Raw genomic sequence first — 23811 nt, forward strand, 5'->3', positions numbered from 1 at the left:
GTGACCAGCTATCGTGCTCGCAGAGCGACTGGCGTCGCGCTGAACTGCTGCAGCGTGTTGCGCACGCGGGCCGACACGACCCATGAGTGATTCATCGCCCGGTCGAACAGGACGAGGGAGGTCTCCGCGCTGACAGCGGGCGCTCGCGCAGAGTCCATGTACAGCTCCGAGGAGACGGCGAACGAGGTCCGTCCGACGTGACCGACCCAGAGTCGTATGCGAAACGGCTGGTAGGCCACGAATCGCATCTCCTCGTGATAGTCGACGCGTTGGGCCACGACCAGCTCGGCGATCACCGGTGGGACGTCCGCGAGCAATCCTTGCGGGCCGCTGCCGGTCCCCACGTCGCCGTGACGGAGGAACAGCTGACGAGCCTCGTCCAGGACTCGCAACGCCTCGACGTTGTCGACGTGGCCGCCGGCGTTGACGTCACGCCACCGCGGCTGGATCTCGCACGAGTAGGTGTCAGCCTCGCGCTGCTGCGTGGGTGACATGTCAGCCGACGTCCTGCACGAGCCACGCGGTGGCGTCCGGCCCCAGGAGTCGCGAATCGACGCGTCGATCGGTGCGAAGCAGCACCCGCCCGGAGGGGAGCACGACCTCAGTGCGATCGAACGTCGTCACGGAGACCCAGCCGTTGGATCGGCGGAAGGCGACCACACCGGGACCGAGATCGAGCCACTCGACATGGTCGTCGGCAAGCAGGTCCGCGCGCAGCGCGATGGCCCGCCGCATCAGAGCCAGCGTCGACCCTGGGTCGTCCTCCTGCGAGTCGACCGCGTACTGGCCGAACCACTCCGGTTGCGGGAGATGCGCTCGAGCGGTGCTGAAGCCGAAGCTGGGTGCGTCGGAGCTCCAGGGCAGCGGGACACGACATCCGTCCCGCCCCCACGTCATCACGCCGTTCTCCACGACGGCCCAGGGATCCTGCACGTGCTCGGCGGCGATGCCGTCGACCTCGGGCAGTCCGAGCTCCTCGCCCTGGTACACGTAGGTGCTTCCGGGCAGGGCGAGCGCCAGCAGGGTCGCGGCCTGGGACCGCGACAGACCACCGAACCGGGTGGCTGCGCGGACCACGTCGTGGTTGGAGAAGACCCACGTGCTGGACGATCCGTTCTGGGCGGCCAGCTGCAGGTTGTCGCGGATGGTCATCGTGAAGGCGCCGGCATCCCACGGGGCCGAGAGCAGGTCGAAGTTGAAGGCCTGGCCCAGCGAGTCGAGGCTGGCATAGCGCCCGCGGCGATGGGGCGCGACCCACGCCTCCGCCACCGCGAAGAGCGGAGGATCGTAGGTGTTGAAGACGGCCCGCCAGTCCGCGTAGATCTCCGTCAGCTCGTCACGATCGACCAGAGGGTGCTGTCCATCTGCGTACGGACTGTCCTCGTTGAGGCCGAGCAGGGGGAACCCGCCCATCTCCTGCCACGACGGGAACGGCTCGCTCATGTCCTTCGCCATGCCCATCGCGACGTCGACGCGGAAACCGTCGACGCCCCGGTCACCCCAGAACGCCAAGGTATGCAAGAAGTCGTCCCGCACGTCGGCGCTGGACCAGTCCCAGTCGGGTTGATGCGAGGAGAACAGGTGCAGATACCACTGACCCGGCTGACCATTCGACTCGGTCACCCGGGTCCATGCAGGCCCGCCGAACATGGCCTGCCAGTCGTTCGGGGGCAGCTCGCCATGCTCGCCCGCCCCGTCATGGAAGTGGAATCGCGATCGTTCCCGCGACCCCGGCCCCGCGGCCATCGCGTCCCGGAACCACTCGTGCCGGTCGGAGCAGTGATTGGGGACCAGATCGATGATCACCTTGATGCCGCACTCGTGCAGCGCCGCGATGACCTCGTCGAAGTCCGCCAAGGAACCGATCGTGGGATCGACGTCTCGGTAGTCGTCCACGTCGTAGCCGCCGTCGTTCAGCGCGGAGGGGTAGAACGGGCTGAACCACACCGCGTCCACGCCCAGGTCGGCGAGGTGGTCGATCCGGCTCAGCACTCCGGCGAAGTCGCCGATGCCGTCGCCCGATCCGTCGGCGAAGCTCCGCGGGTAGATCTGGTAGACGACCGCCTGGCGCCACCAGTCAGCAGCGGGTTGGTCCGAAATCTGGTTGTTCATGTCAGTCCTTCGTGTACGACGCCGCGTCGGGCGTCATCGTCTGTAGGTAGTGGGCATGGCCCTTGCGGCCGAGTGCCTCCAGCGCAGGCAGTGCCTTGTTGCCGAGCTGGGGAGCGAACGCCATCAGCCGAGCGAAGACCCCGTCGGTGCGCGGCACGAAGACCTCCAGACGACGTGAGTCGAGGGCTTTTTCGTAACCTCGGACGACGTCGTCGACCGAGAGCACCTTTCCGACGAAGTTGAGGACGCTGCCCCCGTGCAGCGCTTCGGCGCGCAGCATCGGTGTGTCGACGCCGCTGGGGAAGACTCCTGAGACCACCACTCCGCTGTCACGCAGCTCTGCGGACAGGGCGGTGAGAAAGGCGCGCAGTCCCGCCTTCGAGGCCGAGTAGGCCGCCGAACCGGGCAGCGCCAAGACCCCACCCATCGAGACCGTCGCCAGGAGGTGTCCGCGCCCGCGGGGCGCCATGACAGACGCAGCCGCGGCGATCAGTCGCATCGGGGAGGCCAGCATGACGTCGACCTGGGTGCGGAACGCCTCAGGCTGGGCGTCGACGACGTCGCCGGGGTAGATCACACCCGCGTTGCACACCACGATTTCGAGCCGTTCGGCCCACTCCCCGCTGATCCTCTCGGCGAGCGCCTCGACCTCGGCGACGACGCCAGCATCGCTGATCACTCCGATCGTCTGTGGTCCGAGCTCGGCGACGGCCCGGTCGACACCGCGCGAGTCCAGATCGACAGCGACGATGTCGTACCCGCGCCCGGCGAGCATGCGGGCCACGCCCAGTCCGATGCCGCCGCCGACCCCCGTGACGAGGGCGAGGGGGCGGCCGCTCACGACGCCACCTCCGACGTCTGCGCCTGCTTCGACGCGGGCTTGACGAATCGTCCTGGCGCTAGCTCAGGCCATCCCACACGCTTCGCGAGGCGGCGAAGCTCTCGCTTGTAGGCGCGAACCTCGACGTAGGTGGCGTGACGATCACTGCTGACGAAGTCGACACCTCCGGACACGTCCGGGCGGTCCCCCTCGACGATCTGCCGCACCTGCCGCGCCCGCTCGGGATCACGGCGGACGTCGTCGAGGTGCTCGGCGATGAGGTGGGCGATGCGATCGAACAGGGTGTAGGCGCTCGAGTTGACCTCGATGTAGCTGACCCCGAACAGACCAGGGCGGCGCGCGAAGGCATTGAGGTACATCTGCGGTCGTCCGCCGGACCACTCGAGGTACTCCTCCGGGACGTAGGAGATCGACATGTCGTAGCCCGTCGCGTACAGCACGAGGTCGACCTGCTCTCGCGTTCCGTCCGCGAAGATCACCGCGTCGCCGTCGAAGCGTCTGATCGCCGACTTGGCGGCGATGTCGCCGTGCTGGAGATGATGCAGCAGCTGGGTGTTGATCAGCGGATGGGACTCGAACAGCTTGTGGTCCGGCTTCGGTAGGCCCCATCGCGTGACGTCGCCGATGATCACCGAGGCGAAGATGCGGTGCAGCAGACGCTCTGCCCAGATGGGCAGGGACTCCGACTGGTCCGCCGGTTGCCCGAAGATGTGCTTGGGGACGAAGTGATAGCCCCGACGCGTACTGATGAACGCCTGGGCCGCCGCCTGCGCGGCATCGCAGGCGATGTCCGCACCCGAGTTGCCTAGCCCCACCACGAGGACGCGACGACCCGCGAACTCGCCAGGGTCGACATACGTCACCGAGTGACGGACCTCGCCGTCGAAGCGGCCCGGCGTGTCCGGGATGCGTGCGTCCCAGGTGACCCCGGTGCAGCAGATGACCGCGGACGCCGTGATGTCCCCTGCGTCGGTCTGGACGCTCCACTCCCCCGTCGTGTCGTCCTGCCGCGTGCTGAGCACCTCGGTGTCGAACTGGATTCGTTCACGCAGGGCGAAGCGATCTGTGAAGGTCTGCGTGTACTCGAGGATCTGTTCGCGACTCGGGTAGTCGGCGAACCGACTCGGCATCGGGTGGTCGAAGAAGCCGGACTTGTCTCGCGAGGAGATGAAATGGGCCGTCCTGTACATCGGCGTCCCCGGGTTGTCGATGTCCCAGATGCCACCGACGTCGTCGTGCCGCTCCAGGTGGACGTACGGGATGCCCCGCGTGCTCAGCGCGCGCGCTGTCGCGAGACCGGCGGGCCCCGCTCCCACGACGACCACCGGATGGTCGTCCGTGGCAGGTACGAGCGGGATTCGGTGAGTGGGTCCAGACATGGTGCTCTCCTTCGTTCAGTGCGCCCAGTATGATCTGGTCACACGACTTGGTCAAATGACCAGATTGAGTGGATTGACGATGTGCGATGCTGCACAAATGGCCGGACGACCGAACAGACAACGCGGACCTGAGACACGAGAAGCACTCCTTCGAGCTGCCATCGCCGTCGTCGAGCGCGACGGGATCGCGGCCGTGACCACCCGCCGGGTGGCGGACGAAGCGGGACTCCCCCTGGGGACCGTGCACTACTGGTACGCCGGCAAGGAAGCGCTCGTGGCAGCCGTGGTCGATGCGCTGCTCACCGACCTTCGCACCGTCGCCGACGAGGAGGTGGACGGCGCGAGCGCCGGACGCCTCGAGCGGATCCACGACCGGTACGCATCCATGCCGATCGGACGTCAGATCGCCCTGTTCGAGATCACCACCTTCGCCGTGCGAGACGACGATCTCCGGGGGCTGGCGCGCGAGCAGTACGCCGCCTACACCGCCACCGCCCGCTCCGGCATCCAGGACTGGGCCGATTCTGCCGATGTCGATCTCCCGGGCGGCGCCGACGCACTGGCAGCACTCGTCGTCGCCGTCATGGACGGCCTCAGCCTGGCCGAGCTCGCGGCGCCAGATGATCCGAGCCGCAAGGACGCCCTGCGCCTGTTCTCATACCTGCTCGAGAACAGGTCGACCTGACGAGGCGAGCTCGCGCGTCAGCTTCTCCCCCTCCACGTCGAAGGACGGCAGCAGGCGATCGAGCCATGCCGGCATGCTCCAGGCTCGATCCCCGAGCAACGTCATGACCGCGGGTACGAAGGTCATACGCACCACGAAGGCGTCCACGAACACCCCCACTGCCAACGCCAGCGCGATGGGCTTGATCGTCGAGTCAGCAGCAGGGACGAATGTCGCGAACACGGCGAACATGATCAGGGCAGCGGCCGTGACGATCGGAGCTGAACGGCTGAAGCCACTCATGATCGCCGACTGCGCTCCGGCGCCGTGCACGTAGTCCTCGCGGATGGCGGAGACGAGGAACACCTCGTAGTCCATCGCGAGGCCGAACAGCACACCGAGCACGATGATCGGCATGAAGCTGATGACCGGGCCCGTCTGCTCGATTCCCAGTGGCCCGGCGAACCAGCCCCACGAGTAGGCCAGTGCCACGGACCCCAAGGCCGAGCCGATCGTCAGGAGGAACCCCACCGTCGCCTTCAGGGGGACCCAGATCGATCGAAACACCATGGTCAGCAGGATCAGGGACAAGATGACGATGAAGGCGATGTACGGGACCAGCGCATCGCTGAGCAACGCCGAGACGTCGATGCCCGCGGCAGCCGCACCCGTCACCGACAGGGCGACCCCATGCTCGGCCTCGAGGTCTCCTGCGGCCGAACGGATCGCGGCCACCAGGTCCTTGGTCTCGTCGGAGTCCGGCGAACTCTGCGGGACGACCGTCAAGAGGCCCGTCGTCCCCGTGGGGTCCGGGGTCGCGAGGGGGATGGAGGCCACCGAGTCGACGGCCAGGAGATCCTCACGCAGGGCACCCATGACAGCGACGGGATCGTCCACGCCGTCGAGTGATCCGGTCACCAGCAGCGATCCGTTGCGGCCGGGGCCGAAGTTCTCGGCGACGAGGTCGTACGTCTGGCGTGCCGATGAGTCGCGGGGCTGACTCCCGGCATCCTGCAGCCCCAGACGGAGATCGAGGGCAGGCACGCTGAGCAGGCCGATCGTCCCGACCACCAGGCCGATCGTGACCAGTGGACGCACCGTCGCCAGTCGCACCCAACGGGAGAAGAACCGTGTCGAGACGGACTTCCGCTCATCGATGACCACCGACCGGTCCGGCTCCAGGTGCCGAGCCCGCGCCACACGCTTCGCTTCGCGCCGCCTGATGCCGCGGACCAGGAGGCCGGAGGAGAATCCCAGCAGAGCCGGCGTCAGGGTCAGCGCCATGACCACGGCCAGTCCCACAGCGGCTCCGGCCGCCACCCCCATGACCGTCAGGAACGGGATGTTCACGATCGCCAGGCCGACCAGGGCGATCACGACGGTCAACCCGGCGAAGACGACGGCTGACCCGGCCGTCGCCACCGAACGAGCAACGGACTCCTCGGCCGCCATGCCCTCCCGCAGCTGTCTGACGTGGCGCGACAGGACGAACAGCGCGTAGTCGATGCCCACCGCCAGGCCCAGCATGGTGGCCAGCACCGGCGCGGTCGAGGAGATGTCGGCGAACGAGGTCACCACCCCGATGGCCGTCAGCGTCACACCGACGACACCCACCGCCGTGATCAACGGCAGGCCTGCGGCGACGAACGATCCGAAGGTCACCAGCAGGACCAGGAACGCGAGTGCGATGCCGATGATCTCCCCCAGGTTGTCGTGCGGGACCTCCACCGCTGCGAAGGCCTCACCTCCGATGGACACCTGACTGCCTTCAGGAAGCATGGCTCGGAGCTCGTCACCGGCGTCGGTGAGCCCGGCCAAGGTGGCACCGTCCACCTCGGCGGCCTCCTTCCCCAGCTGCACCGACACCAGCGCAGCCGTCCCGTCATCGGTCATGCCGTCGGTGGTTGCTGGGTCGAACGGGTCCGAGACGGCCACCACGTCATCGATGCCCCCCAGAGTGCGCACTGCTGTCCCCAGGGCCGCTTTCGACGGCTCGTCGTCGATGCGCGAGCCGTCCGGCGCCACCACGATGACCTGGGCCGACGATCCGGTCATCTCCGGAAACGCCTCACCCAGCGTGTCCATCGCCTCCTGCGCCTCCGTTCCCGGAATCGAGAACCCTTCGACTGGCGGGCGGCCCAACAGCGCCGATCCCGCCACCGTTGCGAGCAGCAGCAGCACCCAGGCCCCTGCGACCCATCGACGCGCTCGGTAGGACCAGCGTCCCAAGCGATACAAGAACATGGACATGCCGTTCTCCCCTCATCGGGCGGATGCGAGATCCGCCATCTCTCGCGCGATACGTTTTGTATCCGATACGGATCGTATCGGATACATTATGAATCCGATACACCGCGTATCACCAGTCGGACGACGCGGTAGGATGCGGGCGCGAGGAGGAGAGCCATGCGAGCAGGACCGAAAGTCACGGAGGGATCGGACCCGTCGTCACGTTCCGCCGACAGCACGAAGAGGCGCCAGACGCGAGCTGCGCTGATCGAGGCAGCGCACGGAGTATTCGCCGAGCACGGACTCAGTGGCGCCACCATCGACCAGGTCACGCAGGCCGCGGGATTCACGCGCGGGGCCTTCTACTCCAACTTCGGCTCCAAGGAAGAGCTGATGCTCGCCGCGATGGACCGAGAACGCGAGCTGTCCACGGCCCGCATGTCGCGTTACATCGAGCAGATAGCCGCTGACGACACCGACTTCACCATCGACGACCTCACCACGACGCTGATCGAGGTGCTGTTGATCGGGACAGTGAGCCGCGACTGGCAGCTTGCGCTGATGGAAGCCCTCCCCGTCACCCTGCGCGACCCCGTCCTCATCGGCAGGCAGCTGCAGATCCGCGCGCGAGCCGAGGCAGACACCCGCCTCCTGATGTCACAAGGCCTCCATCGGCTCGAACGACGTCCAACCCTGGATGCCGACCTGCTGGTCCTCCTGGTCGTCGGAGCGGTCGAACGAATCAAGACCGACACCCTGCTCGAAGATGCCCTCGGCGACTTCCCGACGCGAGCCGGCAGCGCCATCGCCGCGTTGCTGCTCCACGCCTCAACACCGATCGACGATTAGCCCTTCTCAGGGGCACCGGGTCAGGGCCGCCATTCACACGAACCAGGTCAGCGCAGGCCTATGGTGGGACTCCTACCGAGGGAGCAACCGATGCGCATCTCCGTGCCCGACCTTGCCGACGAACATCTCCAGATCGCGCGCCAGGCGTCCAGTGGCCGCAGCGGCCACAAGCTGTACGGCGGCCGCGAGCACCAGATGCATCTGACCATGATCGCCCTGACCGCTGGCCGGATGCTCGACGAGCACAACAACCCCGGAGAGGCCCTCGTCCAGGTGGTGTCCGGGCACGTCGTGGTCGAGGGAGCCGGTCAGAGGCTCGAGGGGTCTGCCGGCGATCTGCTGGTCGTGCCAGACGCGCCGCACTCCCTGGAGGCCCTCGAGGAGTCGGTCATCGTGCTGATGACCGTCAACACCTAGCAGGTCAGAGACCGTTCGGAGCCTCCGACAGGATTCGAACCCGCGACATCCTTATTACAAGTAAGGCGCTCTACCAACTGAGCTACAGAGGCGTGCGGACAAACCCGCCCCCTCATCGTAGGCGATCGACCCAGTGCGACGACTGCCCCGGTTGGAGACGCGGCTCGTGGCTACCCCTCCCCCGACGTCCTCGGGTGGTGCTCGGTCAGCAGCCGGCCGATGACGGAGACGTCCGGGGAGGGGGCCGTGAGAATCTCCGCGATGAGCGCTTCAGCGTGGGAGTCGCTGACGCCGGCCTGCGACAGGTTCGCCGTTGCCTTGGCGATCACCTGGTCGGCCGGAACCGGGCGGCCAGCTCCACCGAGAACGTCGTCGACCACTCCCTCGATCACCCGACCGTCCCGCGCGGCGATCCTGACGCGCGCCGGATAGCGGGCAGGAAATCCCGAGTCGTCCCAGATCTCGTGGGTGATGCGCTGTGAGAGCGCCAGCCGCGCACCACCAATCGGCTCGTCGAACAGATCCAGATCAACTACTCCGTCGATCACCTGAGCGGCCATCACGTACGGCAGGCTCCAGCGTGCATCGTGCGGGGACGCCGGAGCCTGACGCACGCTCCATGGCTCCGCGATGATCGGGGCCGCCCCCCGGGGGACGAAACAGTGGATGGACTCCACATCGTGCGCAGCAATCTGCGGACCGACCACCTGACTCACCGCCTCCACGAACGGATGGATGAAGTGGCAGCACGGGAGCAGCTTGAATGCGGCCTCGGTCAGGTGCCACCGCTCCCCCAGGTCCGACAACCCCTCAGCCAGTCGATCGGCTGCCTGCTCGTCGTCGGCGTACAGGGCGAAGAATCCCAGTGGCCCTTCCAGAACCCCCTCAGGGCCCGTCATCCCTGCCCTGGCCAGCTCGGCCGCCCAGATGCCAGAATGTGCGGCCCAGGCTGGCTGGCCCGCCTTGACCGTGTCGCCCCCGGCGAGGAATGCGAACGTGCCGCCCGGCTGACTTCCAGCGATGCCGAGCGCATTGACGGCCACCTCGTCACTGTCTCGGTGCAGGAGGCTCGCGACGAGCGCCGCGGCAAACGGACCTGCCGCGGACGTGGTCTGAAAACCCCTGGCCTGCAGGGTCCCTGGGCTGGCCAGGCCCATGCGCACCAGCACCTCCCAACCCAGCGCGAACGCCCCCAGAAGATCGCGCCCGTCGGCCTGCGTCTCCTGCGCGACTGCAAGCGCTGCGGCGGCGACCGTGCTGCTGCCGTGCATCACCGAAGCGACATGCGTGTCGTCGTACTCCAGCGAATGGATCAGCGAACCGTTGATGAGTGCGGCGACTGCGGCCGTGGTGGTGTGCGGGGCACCCAGCACGCTCGAGCGTCCGCCCGGGTGGGCAGCCGCCAGCTGGGGCAGGTTCCGCAGAGGACCGCGGCGGGCGGCAGCGGCACCCACGCCGAGCGCGTCCAGCAGGTGGAGGCGGGCCGCCACCGATACGTCGTCGGGCAGCACGTGGAACTGCGCCCCTGCCCGACGGACGATCTCGCGACTGAGACCGAGCTCGACGCTCATCCGAGCGCTCCGTCCATCGCGAGGGACCAGGCGCGTTGATCGACCATCGGTCCATCGACCAATGAGCGAGCAAAGCTCTCGAACGCGGGTGCCGCCGGTTCCGTGAGCCGTGCGATCTTGTCGAGCACGTGGGACTCGGTCAAGGGGCGATCCGGTCCGCCGATCGCACTCAAGCAGGTGGCGTCAGCCACCGAGCCATCGGTGAACGTGAGGGTGACTCGAGCCGGTCGATCATGGGGCGCTGGCGGGAGCGGCTCGAACGGTGAGATCTGGACCCGCTGCCGTAGCCGATCGATGGCCTCGTCGGCCAAGAGGTGCTCGTCGAAGGTGGACGGTTCCGTCTGCCCGGTGGCCAGCACGGCCGAGACCACGTGGGGCAGCGAGAACTTCCCGGCCAAGGTGGTGAGCGGGCTTCGGTTGTCGAGCGGGTACGCCAAAGGATGTGTCGAGATCATGATGTCCCTGATGTCGTCGATCGATCGACCGGCCAGGGCCCCGTCGGCCAGCTCCACCGATGCCTCGAGGGCCGAGTGCGTGTACTGACAGGTGGCGTACGCCTTGTGGTAGCCGTCGAGAATCGCCCAGTACGCGAAGTCGTGGTCCAGCTCGGCATCGTTCAGGCTGTGCCCGTAGCCGCGCGCGAACGTCTCGCGCGCGCTGGTGGGCTCGGCACCCAATCCTGCCGCGGCCATGTCCGCGGCGAGAAAACCGAGCATCGCTCCAGCAGCGGGCCAGGCATTGCGCACCTGTGCACCCGAGACCGCATGCTCGAACGGACCGGCCATCGACATCGTGACGGCGACATCGGCAGCGGCCAACGTCGACCGCGCATCACCCGTGCGAAGCCATGTCAGAGCTGCCGCGGCGCCGATCGGGGAGAGAGTCGCGTGTGGGTGCAGCACGAGCGGACGCGGCGCCGGAAGAACTCGCGCGAAGGCGGTCACGACCTCATAACCCACCACGACCGCAGCCAGCACCTCGGCGATCGTCCGGCCCGTGGCCTCGGCTTCGGCAATCACGACCGGGATCGTGTAGAGACCGCCGTGGCAGGTGGCGGGTCGGTATCCCTCATCGAGCTCGTCCCAGGCAGCTGCTGTCGCATTGATCGCGGCGGCCTTCTCCCGCGGGAGGCGTACCCCGTTGAGCAACCTGGCCTCCTGCTGTCCGCCGTGGGCCTTTGCCTGGGTGACCAGCGTCCGTACCTCGGCGTGCTCGTGGCCGGCGATCATCGCCGCAAGATCATCAGCCAGGACGAGCGACACCTTGCGCCGCAACGCATCGTCGCCGAACATCGTCGATGCATCGGTCGTGTTCACACGCGCGATGAGTCGCTCGCGCCACGAGTCCCAACGCTCTGCCGGCCACTGCATCATCGGTGTGCCGCCGCCGAACCCGCAAGCCGGCCAAGACCGATCGCGGTGAGGAGTCCGTTACCCGATGAATAGCCGCGACCGCCCATGCGCCCGCTGATACCAGCCGCAACCCCGCCCACGGCGAAGAGTCCTGGAACCGATGATCCATCGCCGGTGAGGACACGCCCGTCGGCGTCGACGTCGAGGCCCCCTTGGGTGTGGAACAGACCGGGCGTCACACGCGACGCCACGTAGGGCGGCACCAGTGGCGCCAGACCGAAGTCTGCGCGGCCGAACTCATCGGCTTCCTCGCCCAGCGCTGACGCCTCGTAGGAATCGAGCGTTGCGGCCAGCGCCTCTGCGGGTGTTCCCGTGACGTCGGCAAGCTCCTGAACCGAGCTGCACTCACGCGCACCGCCCATCTCGACGAGGTCTGCGAACTCGTCCTCGCGCAGCGTGATGTCGCGAATACGCGTGTCGTAGATGGCCCAGATCGGCTCGGTCCCCTTCAAGACCTCGGCAGCAAAGCCCGAGTAGCCGACGATCTCGTCACCGAGACGCGATCCGGTGGCATCGACCAGGACGCCGCCCTTCTCCTGAGTGGTCCACGACAGGATCGAACCGTGCGGATAGGCAACCGCGGCATACCCCTGGAAGGCAGCCTGATTGCGCAGTCGGCCACCCATCGCCAATCCCCATTCGATGGCTTCACCGGTGGACCCGTGCGCCCCGAAGTACTCCAAGCCGACCAGGTCGGGCGCCCACTGAGCCAGCAGATCGCGATTGGCGGCATAACCGTTGGCTGCGAGAACGACCGATCTGGCCCGGATCGTGTATCGACCACTGCGGGGGCCGTCCACCACGACGCCCACGACGGCGCCGTCCTCGACGAGGAGTTCGGTGACCGGATTTCCCAAGGCGATGTCGACCCCAGCACGTCCGCACGCCGCAACGAGATCGTCGGCCAGATCCACACCCCGTCGCGAGGCTGGCGCGTGGAGACGTTCGACGGAGTGGCCCACATGCTTGTAGTCCGTGATGAGGTCGAGCCGAATCTGGTGGTCATCGACCAGCCACTCGACCAGAGAGGCCGACGCCTCCGCCAGCCGATGGGTGAGATGCTCCGCTTCGTGAGGACCGCTCTGGCGCAGGAGATCGGCCGCCATCCGAGCCGGGTCGTCGGCGATGTCTGCTTCGCGCTGGAAGCGTGACCCGGCCGCCGGAATGGATCCCGTCGACAACGCCGTGTTTCCGCCAGCCTTGTCGAGCTTCTCCAGCACGACCACGGAGGAACCGGCATCCGCGGCGGCCAGCGCGGCTGTCAGCCCTCCACCACCTGCACCCACCACGACGATGTCAACGTCCACGTCCGCGCTCATGCAGTCGGCACCTTGGCAAGAAGTCCACCATCGATCAGGATCGACGTCCCGGTGACGAACGATGCATCGTCCGAGGCAAGAAACGCCACGGCTGCGGCAACATCGGCCGCGTCGCCCATACGACCCAAGGGGGCTGCGGCGGCGGCACCGGCCGCAGCGGCGGCGGGGTCGTCCTGAGCGTCGAAGAATCCCTGCAGATTGGGAGTCAGGATGAACCCCGGGCACACCGCGTTGACCCTGATCCCGTGCGCGGCGCCATCGAGCGCCATCGCCTTGGTCATCGCCAGCACGGCGCCCTTCGACGCGACGTACGCGGCATCTTGGGGAAACGCTGCGAAGGACGCGGTGGAGGCCAGCGTGACGATGGATCCGCCCCGGCTGGTCATGGCCGGCCAGACGTGCCGGTTCAGCAGGTAGACGCTGGTCACGTTGACGTCCATCTGACGGTGCCACTCCTGCGGGGACAGAGCATCCAGAGCGCCGACCACCGTGATGCCTGCGGCATGCACAACGACGTCCGGAGCCCCGTGATCGGCCAGGAGCTGCGGCACGTGTGAATCGACCTCCTCCTGGACAGCGACATCGAACGCGGCCGTCACAGCGCGGTTGCCACAGGACGCCGCGACCTCAGCCAGACGATCGACGTCACGCCCCAGAAGCACCACGGTGGCACCCTCGGACGCGAGTCGCTCTGCGGCACCTCGTCCGATTCCTGAGCTCGCACCGGACACCCAGGCGATCTTCCCGTCGAAGCGGCCGCTCATGACTCGCCTCCCATGGGCAGCGCCGGCTCGCCGGCAGTCCAGCCGCCGTCGACGGCCATCACGACACCGGTCACGGCCGAGGCCCACGAGGAGGCCAGGAATGCGATCGTCCGACCGATCTCCTCGGGCTCGAACATGCGACCCAGCGGGACACGACGCGACACTGCGGCATCGAGCTGTGGGGTCATCTGCTGCTTGGCCATCGGTGTGAGGGTGAACCCGGGGCACACGGCGTTGACTCGGATGTTGTCCGGCGCCCAGTCGACGGCAAGCGAACGGGTCAGTGCGGCCACAGCTCCCTTGGAGGCGGAGTAGGCCGACTGATCGGGAAGGCTGACCAGTGCAGCCTGCGAGGCGACGTTGACAATGGCACCAGAGCCGGACGCCTTCAACGTCGCGTAGAGGGCCTTGCTCGTGTTGAACGAACCCACCACGTTGACGTCGTAGGTGCGCCGGAAGTCGTCCGGGTCCACCTCATGCGCCGGGAGGTTCTCGGTGATGATGCCGGCACAGTTGACGAGAATGTCGACACCGCCGTGCTCGGCCACCGCGGCCTCGGCTGCCGCTGCCACCGAGCTGGAGTCGCGGATGTCCACACCGACCACTCCCGACCCGTCGGTGAGGTCCCAGGGGACCACAGTCGCACCGGCGGCTCGCAGCACCTCGACCGTCGATGCTCCGATGCCCGAAGCCCCGCCCGTGACGACGGCCACCTTGCCTGTCAGATCCACCATGTCGATTCCTCTCATTCCTGCGAGCCGGGATGGCTCGCGTAGTCGATGTAGCCTCGGTCGCCGCCGGCATAGAAGGTGTCCTCGTCCCACGTCGATCGCGGGATACCCGCACGCCACCGCTGGACGAGGTCGGGATTGGAGATGAACAGACGACCCACGCTGACGAGGTCGGCCACACCGTCCGCCACGATCGGGGCGACCTCCTCCAGCTCGCTGGATCCCATGTAGCCCGTGTTGATGACGTAGGTCGACCGCCAACGCCGCCTCAGCTCCTCATGGAGTGTGGAGGATCGACCGCGCAACGTGTGCAGGTAGGCCAGCTCGGTGTCGGCGAGGGCATCGACGAGGCACAGATATGTCTCCTCGTTGCCACGGTCGCTCATGTCGTTGAACTTCCCGCCGGGCGACAGACGCAGGCCGACCCGATCCCCACCGATCCGATCAGCCACCGCTCGAGCCGTGTCGACGACGAACCGTGCTCGCCGTTCGGGCGTTCCGCCGTACTCGTCCGTGCGGTGATTGGTCGACGGGGAGAGGAACTGGTGCAGCAGATACCCGTTGGCCCCGTGCAGCTCGACGCCGTCGGCTCCGGCCGCAACTGCGCGCGCAGCCGCATCGGCATGATCGGAGATGGTCTGCGCGATGTCGTCGACCGTCATCGCCACCGGCGTGTCGGCGGGGACCATCTGCCCGTCGGCCGTCGCGACCTCCAGATCAGGTGCCACGGCGCTCGGCGCCAGCTGCGGTGTCGCCGTGGGTCGGTGGCTGGGGTGCCCCACCCGGCCGGTGTGCATCAGCTGGATGAAGACGTGTCCACCGGCCTCGTGGACCGCGTCGGCGACCCTGGCCCACTGGTGCTGCTGGGCATCGGTGTGCAGGCCGGGCGTACCCGGGTACCCCTGTGCCTGATGACTGGGCTGAGTCGCCTCCGTGACGATCAGACCGGCGCCGGCACGCTGGCGGTAGTACTCGACGGCGCTGTCGGGCAGCACCCCGTCGACATCGGCGCGGTTGCGGGTCATCGGCGCCATCACGACGCGGTTGCCCAGCTCGATCTCGCCGAGCCGCCAGGGTGAGAAAAGTGCTTCGGTCATGACTTCCTCTCATTCAGGTCGGCGGCGACCTGGAGCATCTGGATGGTGTTCTTCAAGGACGCCAACAGGTGCTGACGCATGCACGCGCGAGCGCCTCTGCCGTCTCGCGATGTCAGGCACCCGATCAGCTCACGGTGCTCGTCCGCGGCCTCCTTCGCGCGTTCCCCCGTGGCACCGGACCGCGACCGGGCGAGCCGCAGCTCGCCGTTGACCTGGGCCACGGCCTGCTGGAGCCGACCGTTGCCGGCATGCTGCACGACCAAGGTGTGCAGGTCGAGATGGTCGAAGACACCCGGCTGAGGCCCGTGGTGCCCCGTGGACGTGGATGCCTCCTGCAGCAGCGTCAGCTCTCGCAGACCCACGTCATCGATCCGCAGCGCCGCGAGCTCGGCCGCCTCGCACTCCAGGGCGATCCGGACCTCGAACAGCTCGCCCACCTCGTGCAGGTCGAGTCGGCGCACGAAGGCGCCGCGGTGCGACTCCAGCGTGACGAGCCCGTGGTGGGCCAGTCGCTGCATCGCCTCGCGCACCGGACCTCGGCTCACGCCGAGGTCCGTGGCGATCTCGACCTCGTTGAGCCGTGATCCGGTGGGACGTTCCCCCTGGACGATCTGGTGGCGCAGCCGTGCCTCCACCTTGTCGGCGAGGGTCAGGTTGCTGCGGTCGATCGGCAGCACGCCGTCGAGCCGGTGGCTGTCAGCCATCGATGTTGACGCACACCGTCTTGACGTCGGTGTAGTCGTTCATGACCTCGTGGCCCATCTCGCGGCCCCATCCCGACTCCTTGACACCTCCGAAGGGCATCGCGGCGTCGAACACCCCGTAGGTGTTCACCCACACATTTCCAGCCTGGATGCGCGAGGCCACGGTGTGCGCCGTGCTGACGTTGCGGGTCCACACGCCCGATGACAAGCCGTAACGCGTGTCATTGGCCATCGCGATGACCTCGTCGGTGTCGCGGAATCGAGAAGCGACCACCACCGGTCCGAAGATCTCCTCCTTGACGATCCGTGAGTCCTGCGCCGCCCCGGCGAAGATCGTCGGCTCGATGAAGTACCCCTGCTCGCCGACCCGGGCCCCGCCGGTCACGACCTCGCCCTCGCCCCTGCCGATGTCGAGGTATCCGCTGACCCGGTCGAAGTGCTCGAGGCTCACCAGCGGTCCGATCTCCGTGTCGGGTTCGAAGCCGTCGCCGACCTTGATCTGACGTGCCTTCTCAGCCATCCCAGCCACCACCTCGTCGTACACGTCGTCGTGAACGTAGAGGCGCGATCCGGCGGCACACGCTTGGCCGGCGTTGTTGAAGATGCCGTCGGTGGATCCGGCGATCGCGGCTTCGATGTCGGCGTCGGCGAAGATGATGTTCGCGCTCTTGCCTCCCAGCTCGAGCGTCACCCGCTTCAGGTTCCCCTTGGCCGCCTCCAGGATGCGGCGGCCGGTGGCCGTGGACCCGGTGAACGAGACCTTGTCGACCAAGGGGTGTTCGGCGAGGCGTTGACCAGCCGTGGACCCGTAGCCAGCGACGACGTTGACCACGCCGGGCGGGATGCCGGCCTCGAGGCACAGTTGGCCGAGCCGCAACGTCGACAGCGGTGTCGCCTCCGCCGGCTTGATGACGACGGTGTTGCCCGCTGCGAGCGCCGGAGCCAGCTTCCACGCCGCGATGTTCAGCGGGAAGTTCCACGGCACGATGAGACCGACGACGCCGAGCGCCTCACGCTGGGTGTAGGTGTGGTACCGACCCGGCGCCGAGATCGGGATCGTCGAGCCCTCGAGCTTGGTCGCGAAGCCCGACATGTAGTGGAAGAGCGCGGCGGCTGCGGGCACGTACCCGCCGACTGCCTGCGAGTAGGGCTTGCCCTGGTCGAGGGTCTCCAGGCGGCCGATCTCCTCGGCGTCGGCGAGCAACAGATCGCCGAGCCTCCAGATGGCCGCGGCGCGCTCGTCGGGCTTCATCCGCGGCCAGGGGCCGTGGTCGTACGCCCGACGCGCGGCCTGGACGGCCCGATCGATGTCAGCGGCACCACCCTCGGCGACCTGGGTGATGACGGCGCCGGTGGCCGGATTGAGGGTCTCGAAGGTCTTGCCGTCCAGTGCGTCGACGAACTCTCCGTCGATCAGCAGCTGGGTGTGCTCGATCGCCTTCGAGGGGTCGACGGGGTGCGAGGAAGTGCTCATCAGATCGTGTCTCCTGTGACGTGGGTTGGCTCAGTGCTCGTGGATCACGACGCCGCGGATGTTGCGACCCGCGTGCATGTCGGCGACTGCTTCGTTGATCTCGTCCAATGCGTAGCGGCGGGTCACGAGCTCGTCGAGCTTGAGGGTCCCGTCGGTGTACATCTTCAGCAGCTTCGGGATGTCGGCCGTCGGGTTGCAGTTTCCGTACATGACGCCCTGGAAGTGCTTCGCGAAGTTCGTGAAGTCCTGGGGGCTGATGGCGATGCCCTCCTCCGCCTGGCCGACCGAGACCAGCACGCAGGTGCCGGACTTGCCGACCGCCCGGAAGGCGTCGCCGATGATGGTGCCGTCGACGCGACCGACCGCGATGAGTGCGACGTCGACGCCCTGACCGTTGGTCAGGTGGTCGATGCGCGACTGCGCCTCGGGGATCGACGTGAAGAACTCGGTGGCCCCGAAGACCGTGGCATGGTCCCGCTTGGACTCCACCGGGTCGATGACGATGATGTGGTCGGCGCCGGCGTGCTTCGCACCCTGGACCGCGTTCGCGCCGACGCCACCGAGACCCAGGACGAGCACGACGTCGCCGGGCTTGACGCCTCCGTTGACCGCGGCGCCGAAACCGGTCGCGACGCCGCAGGAGGCCAGGCAGGCCAGCTCGAACGGAATGTCCTCGGGGAGCTTGACGGTCTGCATCTCGTGGCAGACCAGGTAGTTCGAGAAGCTCCCGAGGCGGGTGACACCACCGACAGCCTTGCCGTCCGCGTCGTGGAAGTGGGCCTTGCCGTCCATGCCCATGCCGGTCTCCATGCCGGCGCCGTTGTTGCAGATGTACTGCATGCCGCGCGCGCAGTACTCGCACTGGCCGCAGGCCGGGATGAACAGCGTGGCGACATGGTCGCCGACCTTGACCTTGGTGACCTTCGAGCCGACAGACTCGACGATGCCTGCTCCCTCGTGCCCCCCGACCATGGGCAGGTCGACCGCGAGGTCGCCGGTGACGAAGTGATCATCGGAGTGGCACAGTCCGCTGGCCATGACCTTGATGCGAACCTCGTTGTCGCCCGGCTCGTTGAGATCGAGCTCCTGGACCTTCCATTCTTCGCCGATGGCGTGAATGACTGCTGCGCGTGTCTTCATGATGGTTCTGCCTTTCGAGGGATGACAGGTAGGGGGTCAGGATGAAACGTCAGGCTGGACATCGATGCGGCGACGCCGCTCGCCTCGGCTCCTGACGAGCTTGGACATGACGACGGCGATGACCAGGGCTCCGCCGTAGAAGAGCTGCTGCACGTACTGCTGGGCCCCCATGAGCTGCAGACCGGTGATGCCGGTGACGAGGAAGTACACCGCGATCAGAGTTCCCCAGGGGTTGAAGCGACCGATCTTCAGCACCGTCGAACCCAGGAAGCACGCGGCAAAGGCAGGCAGCAGGAAGGCCGCGCCGGAGACCGGGTCGGCACTCGCCGTGGTGCCGGCGTAGACCACGCCCGCCAGGCCGGCGATTCCGGCGGACGACATGAGCGCCGCCACTCGCAGGCGGGGGACGTTGACGCCGTTGAGACGGGCCACGTCGCGGCTCTGCCCGGCGAACAGCAGGCGTTGTCCGAACGCGGTGTGGTCGAAGACGTACCAGACGACGATGCACAGGGCGATCGCGTAGTAGAAGTCCAGCGGGATCGACAGGAACGGTTGCGTCAGCATCACGTCGGACAGGTCCCGATCGACGCCGGTGATCGTCACCGACCCGGAGATCTGGTAGATCAGGCCCTGGACGACCGTCCCGATGCCCAAGGTCACGATCAGCGGATCGATGTCGAACCGCGTCACGATGAGCCCGTTGACGACGCCGACGAGCAGCGCTGCGACGATCGCTGCGAGGACTGCGGCCCAGATGTTCCACCCCTGATTGACGTTGAGCACCGCGACCACGACGGCCGACAGGTTCAACGTCGAGGCGATCGACAGATCAAGGTCTCCGGTCCGCAGCGGAATGATGAGCCCCAGCGCCAAGATGAGCAGCACCGCTTGCGACCCCAGCATGTTCGACACGTTGGCCGTGGTCGGGAACGTGTCGGGGACGATGATGCTGAACACGATGATCAGCACGACCCAGACACCCAGCAGCGCGAACCGCTCCGGCTCGGCGGGACGCTTCATTGCCACTCGACGAGCGGACTTGTTTCCGGAAGGTGCCGGCGAGGTGGTGGTCATGATGCTTCCTCTGAGTAGACGGCGGACGCCAGTGCGTCCTTGGTGATGTCGTCTCCGTGGATCTCGGAATGAATCCGGCCCTCACTGAGGACGATGACCCGGTCAGCCATCTCGACGAGTTGTTCGTAGTCCGACGTGGCACACAGCGCGGCCATGCCGTCGGCGGCGGCGGCGCGGATGAGCCGGAAGATCTCGCGACGCGCTCCGATGTCGACACCCTGCGTCGGCTCGCTCAGGAGCATGACGCGTGGAGCGGTGTCCAGCCACTTGCCCAACAGGGCCTTTTGCTGATTGCCGCCGCTGAGGTGTCCGAACTGGGCCGACGGCTTCGGCGGGAGGACGTTGAGCCGGTCGCACGCTTCCTGCGCCTGCTGCTCGATCGCGCTCCAGTCGACGCGAAATCCCTTGGCGCGGCCGGTCAGGAAGGGCAATGACATGTTCTCCATGACGCTCAGTTCCAGCACACCTCCCTCACCCTTGCGGTCAGCGGGGATCAGGACGACGCCGCGGTCCATCGAGTCGATCGGCCGAGGGTTCAAGAAGGTCCGGCCGTCCTGGGTGATCTGACCGCTCCGGGCCTGCTTGGCGCCGTACAGCAGCTCGGGAAGCTCCTCGAACCCGGAGCCGGCGAGTCCGGTCACGCCCACGACCTCGCCCGGGAACAGGTCGAGATCGAGGTCGCGGACCCGCATTCCGGTCAGTCCCCGGGCCGAGAGCAGCGGCTCGCTGCCATCGGTGACCACCACGGAGGCCTTGGCGGCCCGATCGTTGCGAGATCCGAGGATCAGCTGGACGAGATCGTCGCGGGTCGAGGTCGCCGTGTCTCTCGTCCCGGCGGTTTCGCCGTTGCGGAAGACGGTCACGCGGTCGGTGACCTGGATGATCTCGTCGAGGTCGTGACTGACCAGCAGCACGGCGTCGCCGTTCTCGCGCAGCCGGTGCAGCAGGTCGAACAACAGGCCCACCTCGTGGCGAGGCAGGAAGACGGTGGGTTCGTCCAGCACGAGGATCTGGCCGCGCCGCCCGGAGTCGTCGCCGAGCTCCTGTCCACCGACGGCCCGCACGACGGCCACCATCGCACGTTGCACCGGAGTCAGCGTGTCGATCGTGGCGTCGACGTCAACCTGCACCTCGAAGCGGTCGAGCAGCTCGCGAACACGGTCGCGCTCCCTGCTCCACTCGATTCGGCGCAGCCCTCGGGCGTCGCCGGCGGAGTCGAGCGCCATGTGCTCGAGCACCGTTCCTGCTGGCGCGAGGCCGAGGTCCTGGTGCACGAAACCCATGCCCTCGTCGCGCAGACCGCGGGCTCCGAACGGGCTCTTCAACTGGCGGCCGTGGATGCTGACCTCACCGCCGTCGGCGTCGTGGAAGCCGGCCAGCACCTTGATGAGGGTCGACTTTCCGCTGCCGTTGGCACCGAGCAGACCGTGGATCTCGCCCGGGCGGACGTCGAGATCGACGCCGCGCAAGGCGGGCACACCGCTGAAAGCCTTGCGAAGGGACGTGACCCGCAGCAGCGGGGCGGCGGTGGCCGCCCCGCTGCTGCGGACGTCCGACTGGATGTCAGGCATGGGTTACGACAGCCCCCAGAGCTTCAGGAACGCGTCGGGGTACTCGTCGCCGAAGCCCTTGCCGCTCTCCGGCGGCGTGCCGGTCTCGTCGACGTTCGAGGCGTCGATGAGGCGCAACGGGCCGGTCTCACCCTCGATCGGGTCCTCGCCGAGCATGGCGCGGAAGGCGACGTCGATGTTGACGTAGGCGACCCAGTCGGGGTTCTCCGCGACATTGACCTCGACGCTGCCGTCCTTGACCATCTTCAGGATCGCCGGCGTGCCGTTGAACGTGTAGATTCCCACGTCCCGGTTTCCCGCGGACTGCTGGATCCCCGGAGCCGCGTACAGCGCGATCGAGTCGTAGATCGGCAGGACTGCGTTGATCTTGGGATCCTTCAGGAGTGCGGACTGGACCAGCCCCTGAACCTGGGTGGACCACTGGGCGACTGGAGCGTTGACGACCGTGGCCGTGGATCCCTCCGGTCCTTCCTCAGCGAGGGTGTCCTCGATGGTCTGGACCATTCCCTCGGAGGGTCCGGTCTCGGAGACCTCGATGACCAGTGCGTGCACCGGCTCGCCCTCCAGGTTGGCGATCGCGTACTGGGTGAAGAGCCGAGCTCCCTGGTTGAACGGGGCGAACGCCTCGTACTCCAGGCCGGGGGTGCCTTCACTGTCAGCGTCGCTGAGGTGCAGTGGAATGACCGGGATACCGGCCTCCTTCGCCGCATCGATCTGCGGCCCGAGGGTCTCCGCGAGCGGTCCGTTCAGCAAGATCGCTCCGGCGTCAGCGTTGATCGCCTGCTGGATCCCCTGCTGGAAGGAGGTCTGGGTGCCATCGGACGGGAACGTCACGAAGTCGACACCAGCCTCTTCCGCGACGGTCTTCATGGCCTTCTCGCCCACGGCGTAGAACTCGGCCTTGCTGTCGATCGGGATCGAGTGGATCGACTTGCCCTCCAATGAGCTGACGTCGATGGCTTCGCCGAGATTGTCGGTTCCCGGGATGGCCTTCGCCGCCTCGACAGCTTCGCGCGCTGCCTCGGCCTTCTCGGGATCGCTTCCCGCCGACGAGGAGTCGCCGGAGGAGCCACAGGCTCCGAGCGTCAGCAGGGCGACCGCCGCTACTGCAGTGAGCTTCTTGATCTTCATCAGTTCTCCATAGGGGGTGAGGAGGGGGATTAACTGGGTTTCAAACAGGGGAATTATCGGTTCGCGAGGCTGGGGTCTTCGATCAGGTCGTCGTAGATCCTCGCGATGGAACGGCGTTGGAACATCTCGACGAGCGAGTCGGGATAACCGACGTACTCATCGGTGTCGACGTGGATGTTGTCCTCGAATCGGACTTCATCGCACGCCTGGTCCCGGGAGTGCCCGGCCGAGATGACCGACGACACCTCCTGAACCACTTCCCTGCCGAGCTGGCGGTAGTGATCGACGACCGCGCGGTCGGCCACCTCCCCGTGACCGGGGACGAGGAACTCAAAGTCGTAGGCCGCAACCGCGTCGATGGCGTCGAACCAGTCGACGAGCCGCGAGTCCTGGAAGGACGGCAGGCCTGCCTCGCACACGATGTCGCCGCTGAAGATCACCGCGTCACCCGGAAACCAGGCCAACAGACTGTTCGCGGTGTGGCCCGGCCTGAAGGTGAGCTCCAGGCTGGCGCCCTCGACATGCAGGTCGAGTCGCTCGCTGAACACGACATTGGGCACGCGGACGCTGTAGTCGTCGACCAGCGCCACGGCGTCAGGGTCGATGCGCGAGAAGAGGTCCCGCAGGTACTCATCGGTCGGCGGGTCGACCAGCAGCCGCTCGCGCGTCCCGCGGTGGGACACGACCTCGCCGCCCTGCCAGAAGTTGCCGATCGTGTGGTCGGGGTGGTGATCGGTGTTCACGACGAACCGGGTCGGCCCGAAAGCCGCCACCGTCTCGTTCCAGCGCATCGCATCGGTGGGCCGGTGGGGGCTGTCGACGAGCATGACGCCGTCGTCACCGACGATGATCGAGTTGTTGCTACCCAGGTGCGCCGTCTCCACGCGCACCCGGCTGGTGATCTGCTGCAACGTCATGCGGACTCTCCTTGTGGCGCCGGATTCGGTGTTCCCAGGAAGCCGGGCAGCAGGTCGACCTTGAGCGGCGTGAAGACCTCGACGAAGACCGCGTCGCCCTCGATGCTGCGCCCGCCGTGGACCGCGCCGCGGCTCACGAACGCCACGTCGCCGGCGGACAGGACCATGTCGACCTCGTCGATCGTGAACTCGATGCGACCTTCGAGCATCACGATGGCCTGTTCAGCGTCGTCGTGGACATGGAACGGAAGCTCGGTGGGATGCGTCCATCGAATTCGGTTCACGCTCATCTCGCGCCCGGCAACCGCCTGACGGAAGTTGTTGGGCAGGCCTTCGACGACCGGCACCTCGGACCACGAACACGCGTACATGCAACCGACTCTCTGTCGAAAGAATATGACTCGCATCACGCTAG

Annotated in this window: 22 protein-coding genes and 1 tRNA gene; 3 read left to right on the forward strand and 20 right to left on the reverse strand. The window is 67.2% G+C overall.

Features of this window, described 5'->3' with window-relative positions:
* Positions 1 to 8: 8 nt before the first annotated feature.
* The 4 genes from ACHAA3_RS02530 to ACHAA3_RS02545 are packed head-to-tail and all read right to left on the reverse strand — an operon-like array spanning position 9 to position 4332.
* On the reverse strand, positions 9 to 494 hold the full coding sequence (locus ACHAA3_RS02530) for an acyl-CoA thioesterase (RefSeq protein WP_435707362.1): 486 nt from the start codon (positions 492 to 494) through the stop codon (positions 9 to 11).
* Between the two features lies 1 nt (position 495).
* Complete coding sequence (locus ACHAA3_RS02535) at positions 496 to 2112, reverse strand: alpha-amylase family glycosyl hydrolase (protein WP_435707363.1); 1617 nt, start codon at positions 2110 to 2112, stop codon at positions 496 to 498.
* A 1-nt stretch (position 2113) separates the two neighbouring features.
* Positions 2114 to 2953 (reverse strand): SDR family NAD(P)-dependent oxidoreductase, encoded by an 840-nt coding sequence (locus ACHAA3_RS02540; RefSeq protein ID WP_435707364.1) that lies wholly within the window; start codon positions 2951 to 2953, stop codon positions 2114 to 2116.
* Positions 2950 to 4332: a flavin-containing monooxygenase gene (locus tag ACHAA3_RS02545; RefSeq protein ID WP_435707365.1), complete on the reverse strand. Its 1383-nt coding sequence runs from the start codon at positions 4330 to 4332 to the stop codon at positions 2950 to 2952. The genes ACHAA3_RS02540 and ACHAA3_RS02545 overlap by 4 nt, the downstream gene beginning before the upstream one ends.
* Before the next feature lie 97 nt (positions 4333 to 4429).
* On the opposite strand from ACHAA3_RS02545, the gene ACHAA3_RS02550 reads away from it, so the two are divergent.
* On the forward strand, positions 4430 to 5017 hold the full coding sequence (locus tag ACHAA3_RS02550) for a TetR/AcrR family transcriptional regulator (protein ID WP_435707366.1): 588 nt from the start codon (positions 4430 to 4432) through the stop codon (positions 5015 to 5017).
* Here ACHAA3_RS02550 and ACHAA3_RS02555 read toward each other — a convergent pair.
* Positions 4988 to 7246, reverse strand: coding sequence for an MMPL family transporter (locus tag ACHAA3_RS02555; RefSeq protein ID WP_435707367.1), 2259 nt, complete (start codon positions 7244 to 7246; stop codon positions 4988 to 4990). The two genes, ACHAA3_RS02550 and ACHAA3_RS02555, sit on opposite strands and share 30 nt — an antisense overlap.
* Positions 7247 to 7402: 156 nt before the next feature.
* Here ACHAA3_RS02555 and ACHAA3_RS02560 point away from each other — a divergent pair, with 156 nt between their 5' ends.
* Positions 7403 to 8074, forward strand: coding sequence for a TetR/AcrR family transcriptional regulator (locus ACHAA3_RS02560; protein ID WP_435707368.1), 672 nt, complete (start codon positions 7403 to 7405; stop codon positions 8072 to 8074).
* A 90-nt stretch (positions 8075 to 8164) separates the two neighbouring features.
* A complete protein-coding gene (locus ACHAA3_RS02565) occupies positions 8165 to 8491 on the forward strand; it encodes a cupin domain-containing protein (RefSeq protein WP_435707369.1) in 327 nt (108 codons plus the stop codon).
* A 19-nt stretch (positions 8492 to 8510) separates the two neighbouring features.
* On the opposite strand, the gene ACHAA3_RS02570 is transcribed toward ACHAA3_RS02565, so the two are convergent.
* The 15 genes from ACHAA3_RS02570 to ACHAA3_RS02640 all read right to left on the reverse strand — a co-directional run bounded on the left by ACHAA3_RS02570 (position 8511) and on the right by ACHAA3_RS02640 (position 23767).
* A tRNA-Thr gene (locus tag ACHAA3_RS02570) sits at positions 8511 to 8583 on the reverse strand.
* Positions 8584 to 8661: 78 nt separating this feature from the next.
* A complete protein-coding gene (locus ACHAA3_RS02575) occupies positions 8662 to 10062 on the reverse strand; it encodes an MmgE/PrpD family protein (protein WP_435707370.1) in 1401 nt (466 codons plus the stop codon).
* Positions 10059 to 11378 (reverse strand): MmgE/PrpD family protein, encoded by a 1320-nt coding sequence (locus ACHAA3_RS02580; RefSeq protein WP_435707371.1) that lies wholly within the window; start codon positions 11376 to 11378, stop codon positions 10059 to 10061. Before ACHAA3_RS02580 ends, ACHAA3_RS02575 begins: the two co-directional genes overlap by 4 nt.
* Positions 11379 to 11431: 53 nt before the next feature.
* Positions 11432 to 12793, reverse strand: a complete 1362-nt coding sequence (locus tag ACHAA3_RS02585; protein ID WP_435707372.1) for an FAD-dependent oxidoreductase — start codon at positions 12791 to 12793, stop codon at positions 11432 to 11434.
* Entirely contained in the window at positions 12790 to 13557 is a 768-nt protein-coding gene (locus tag ACHAA3_RS02590) for an SDR family NAD(P)-dependent oxidoreductase (protein WP_435707373.1), read from the reverse strand. The genes ACHAA3_RS02585 and ACHAA3_RS02590 overlap by 4 nt, the downstream gene beginning before the upstream one ends.
* Entirely contained in the window at positions 13554 to 14291 is a 738-nt protein-coding gene (locus tag ACHAA3_RS02595; RefSeq protein WP_435707374.1) for an SDR family NAD(P)-dependent oxidoreductase, read from the reverse strand. The genes ACHAA3_RS02590 and ACHAA3_RS02595 overlap by 4 nt, the downstream gene beginning before the upstream one ends.
* 11 nt (positions 14292 to 14302) lie before the next feature.
* Positions 14303 to 15385: an alkene reductase gene (locus ACHAA3_RS02600; RefSeq protein ID WP_435707375.1), complete on the reverse strand. Its 1083-nt coding sequence runs from the start codon at positions 15383 to 15385 to the stop codon at positions 14303 to 14305.
* Positions 15382 to 16089: a GntR family transcriptional regulator gene (locus ACHAA3_RS02605; RefSeq protein ID WP_435707376.1), complete on the reverse strand. Its 708-nt coding sequence runs from the start codon at positions 16087 to 16089 to the stop codon at positions 15382 to 15384. The genes ACHAA3_RS02600 and ACHAA3_RS02605 overlap by 4 nt, the downstream gene beginning before the upstream one ends.
* Entirely contained in the window at positions 16082 to 17563 is a 1482-nt protein-coding gene (locus tag ACHAA3_RS02610) for an aldehyde dehydrogenase family protein (protein WP_435707377.1), read from the reverse strand. The genes ACHAA3_RS02605 and ACHAA3_RS02610 overlap by 8 nt, the downstream gene beginning before the upstream one ends.
* 30 nt (positions 17564 to 17593) lie before the next feature.
* Positions 17594 to 18703 (reverse strand): Zn-dependent alcohol dehydrogenase, encoded by a 1110-nt coding sequence (locus tag ACHAA3_RS02615; RefSeq protein WP_435707378.1) that lies wholly within the window; start codon positions 18701 to 18703, stop codon positions 17594 to 17596.
* Between the two features lie 36 nt (positions 18704 to 18739).
* Positions 18740 to 19777, reverse strand: a complete 1038-nt coding sequence (locus ACHAA3_RS02620) for an ABC transporter permease (protein ID WP_435707379.1) — start codon at positions 19775 to 19777, stop codon at positions 18740 to 18742.
* On the reverse strand, positions 19774 to 21348 hold the full coding sequence (locus tag ACHAA3_RS02625; RefSeq protein WP_435707380.1) for a sugar ABC transporter ATP-binding protein: 1575 nt from the start codon (positions 21346 to 21348) through the stop codon (positions 19774 to 19776). Before ACHAA3_RS02625 ends, ACHAA3_RS02620 begins: the two co-directional genes overlap by 4 nt.
* Positions 21349 to 21351: 3 nt before the next feature.
* Positions 21352 to 22479 (reverse strand): sugar ABC transporter substrate-binding protein, encoded by a 1128-nt coding sequence (locus ACHAA3_RS02630; protein ID WP_435707381.1) that lies wholly within the window; start codon positions 22477 to 22479, stop codon positions 21352 to 21354.
* 53 nt (positions 22480 to 22532) lie between these two features.
* A complete protein-coding gene (locus ACHAA3_RS02635; RefSeq protein ID WP_435707382.1) occupies positions 22533 to 23396 on the reverse strand; it encodes an MBL fold metallo-hydrolase in 864 nt (287 codons plus the stop codon).
* Complete coding sequence (locus ACHAA3_RS02640; RefSeq protein WP_435707383.1) at positions 23393 to 23767, reverse strand: cupin domain-containing protein; 375 nt, start codon at positions 23765 to 23767, stop codon at positions 23393 to 23395. The genes ACHAA3_RS02635 and ACHAA3_RS02640 overlap by 4 nt, the downstream gene beginning before the upstream one ends.
* Positions 23768 to 23811 lie beyond the last annotated feature (44 nt).

The organism is Aeromicrobium sp. CF3.5 (assembly GCF_051262695.1).
Classification (GTDB): domain Bacteria; phylum Actinomycetota; class Actinomycetes; order Propionibacteriales; family Nocardioidaceae; genus Aeromicrobium.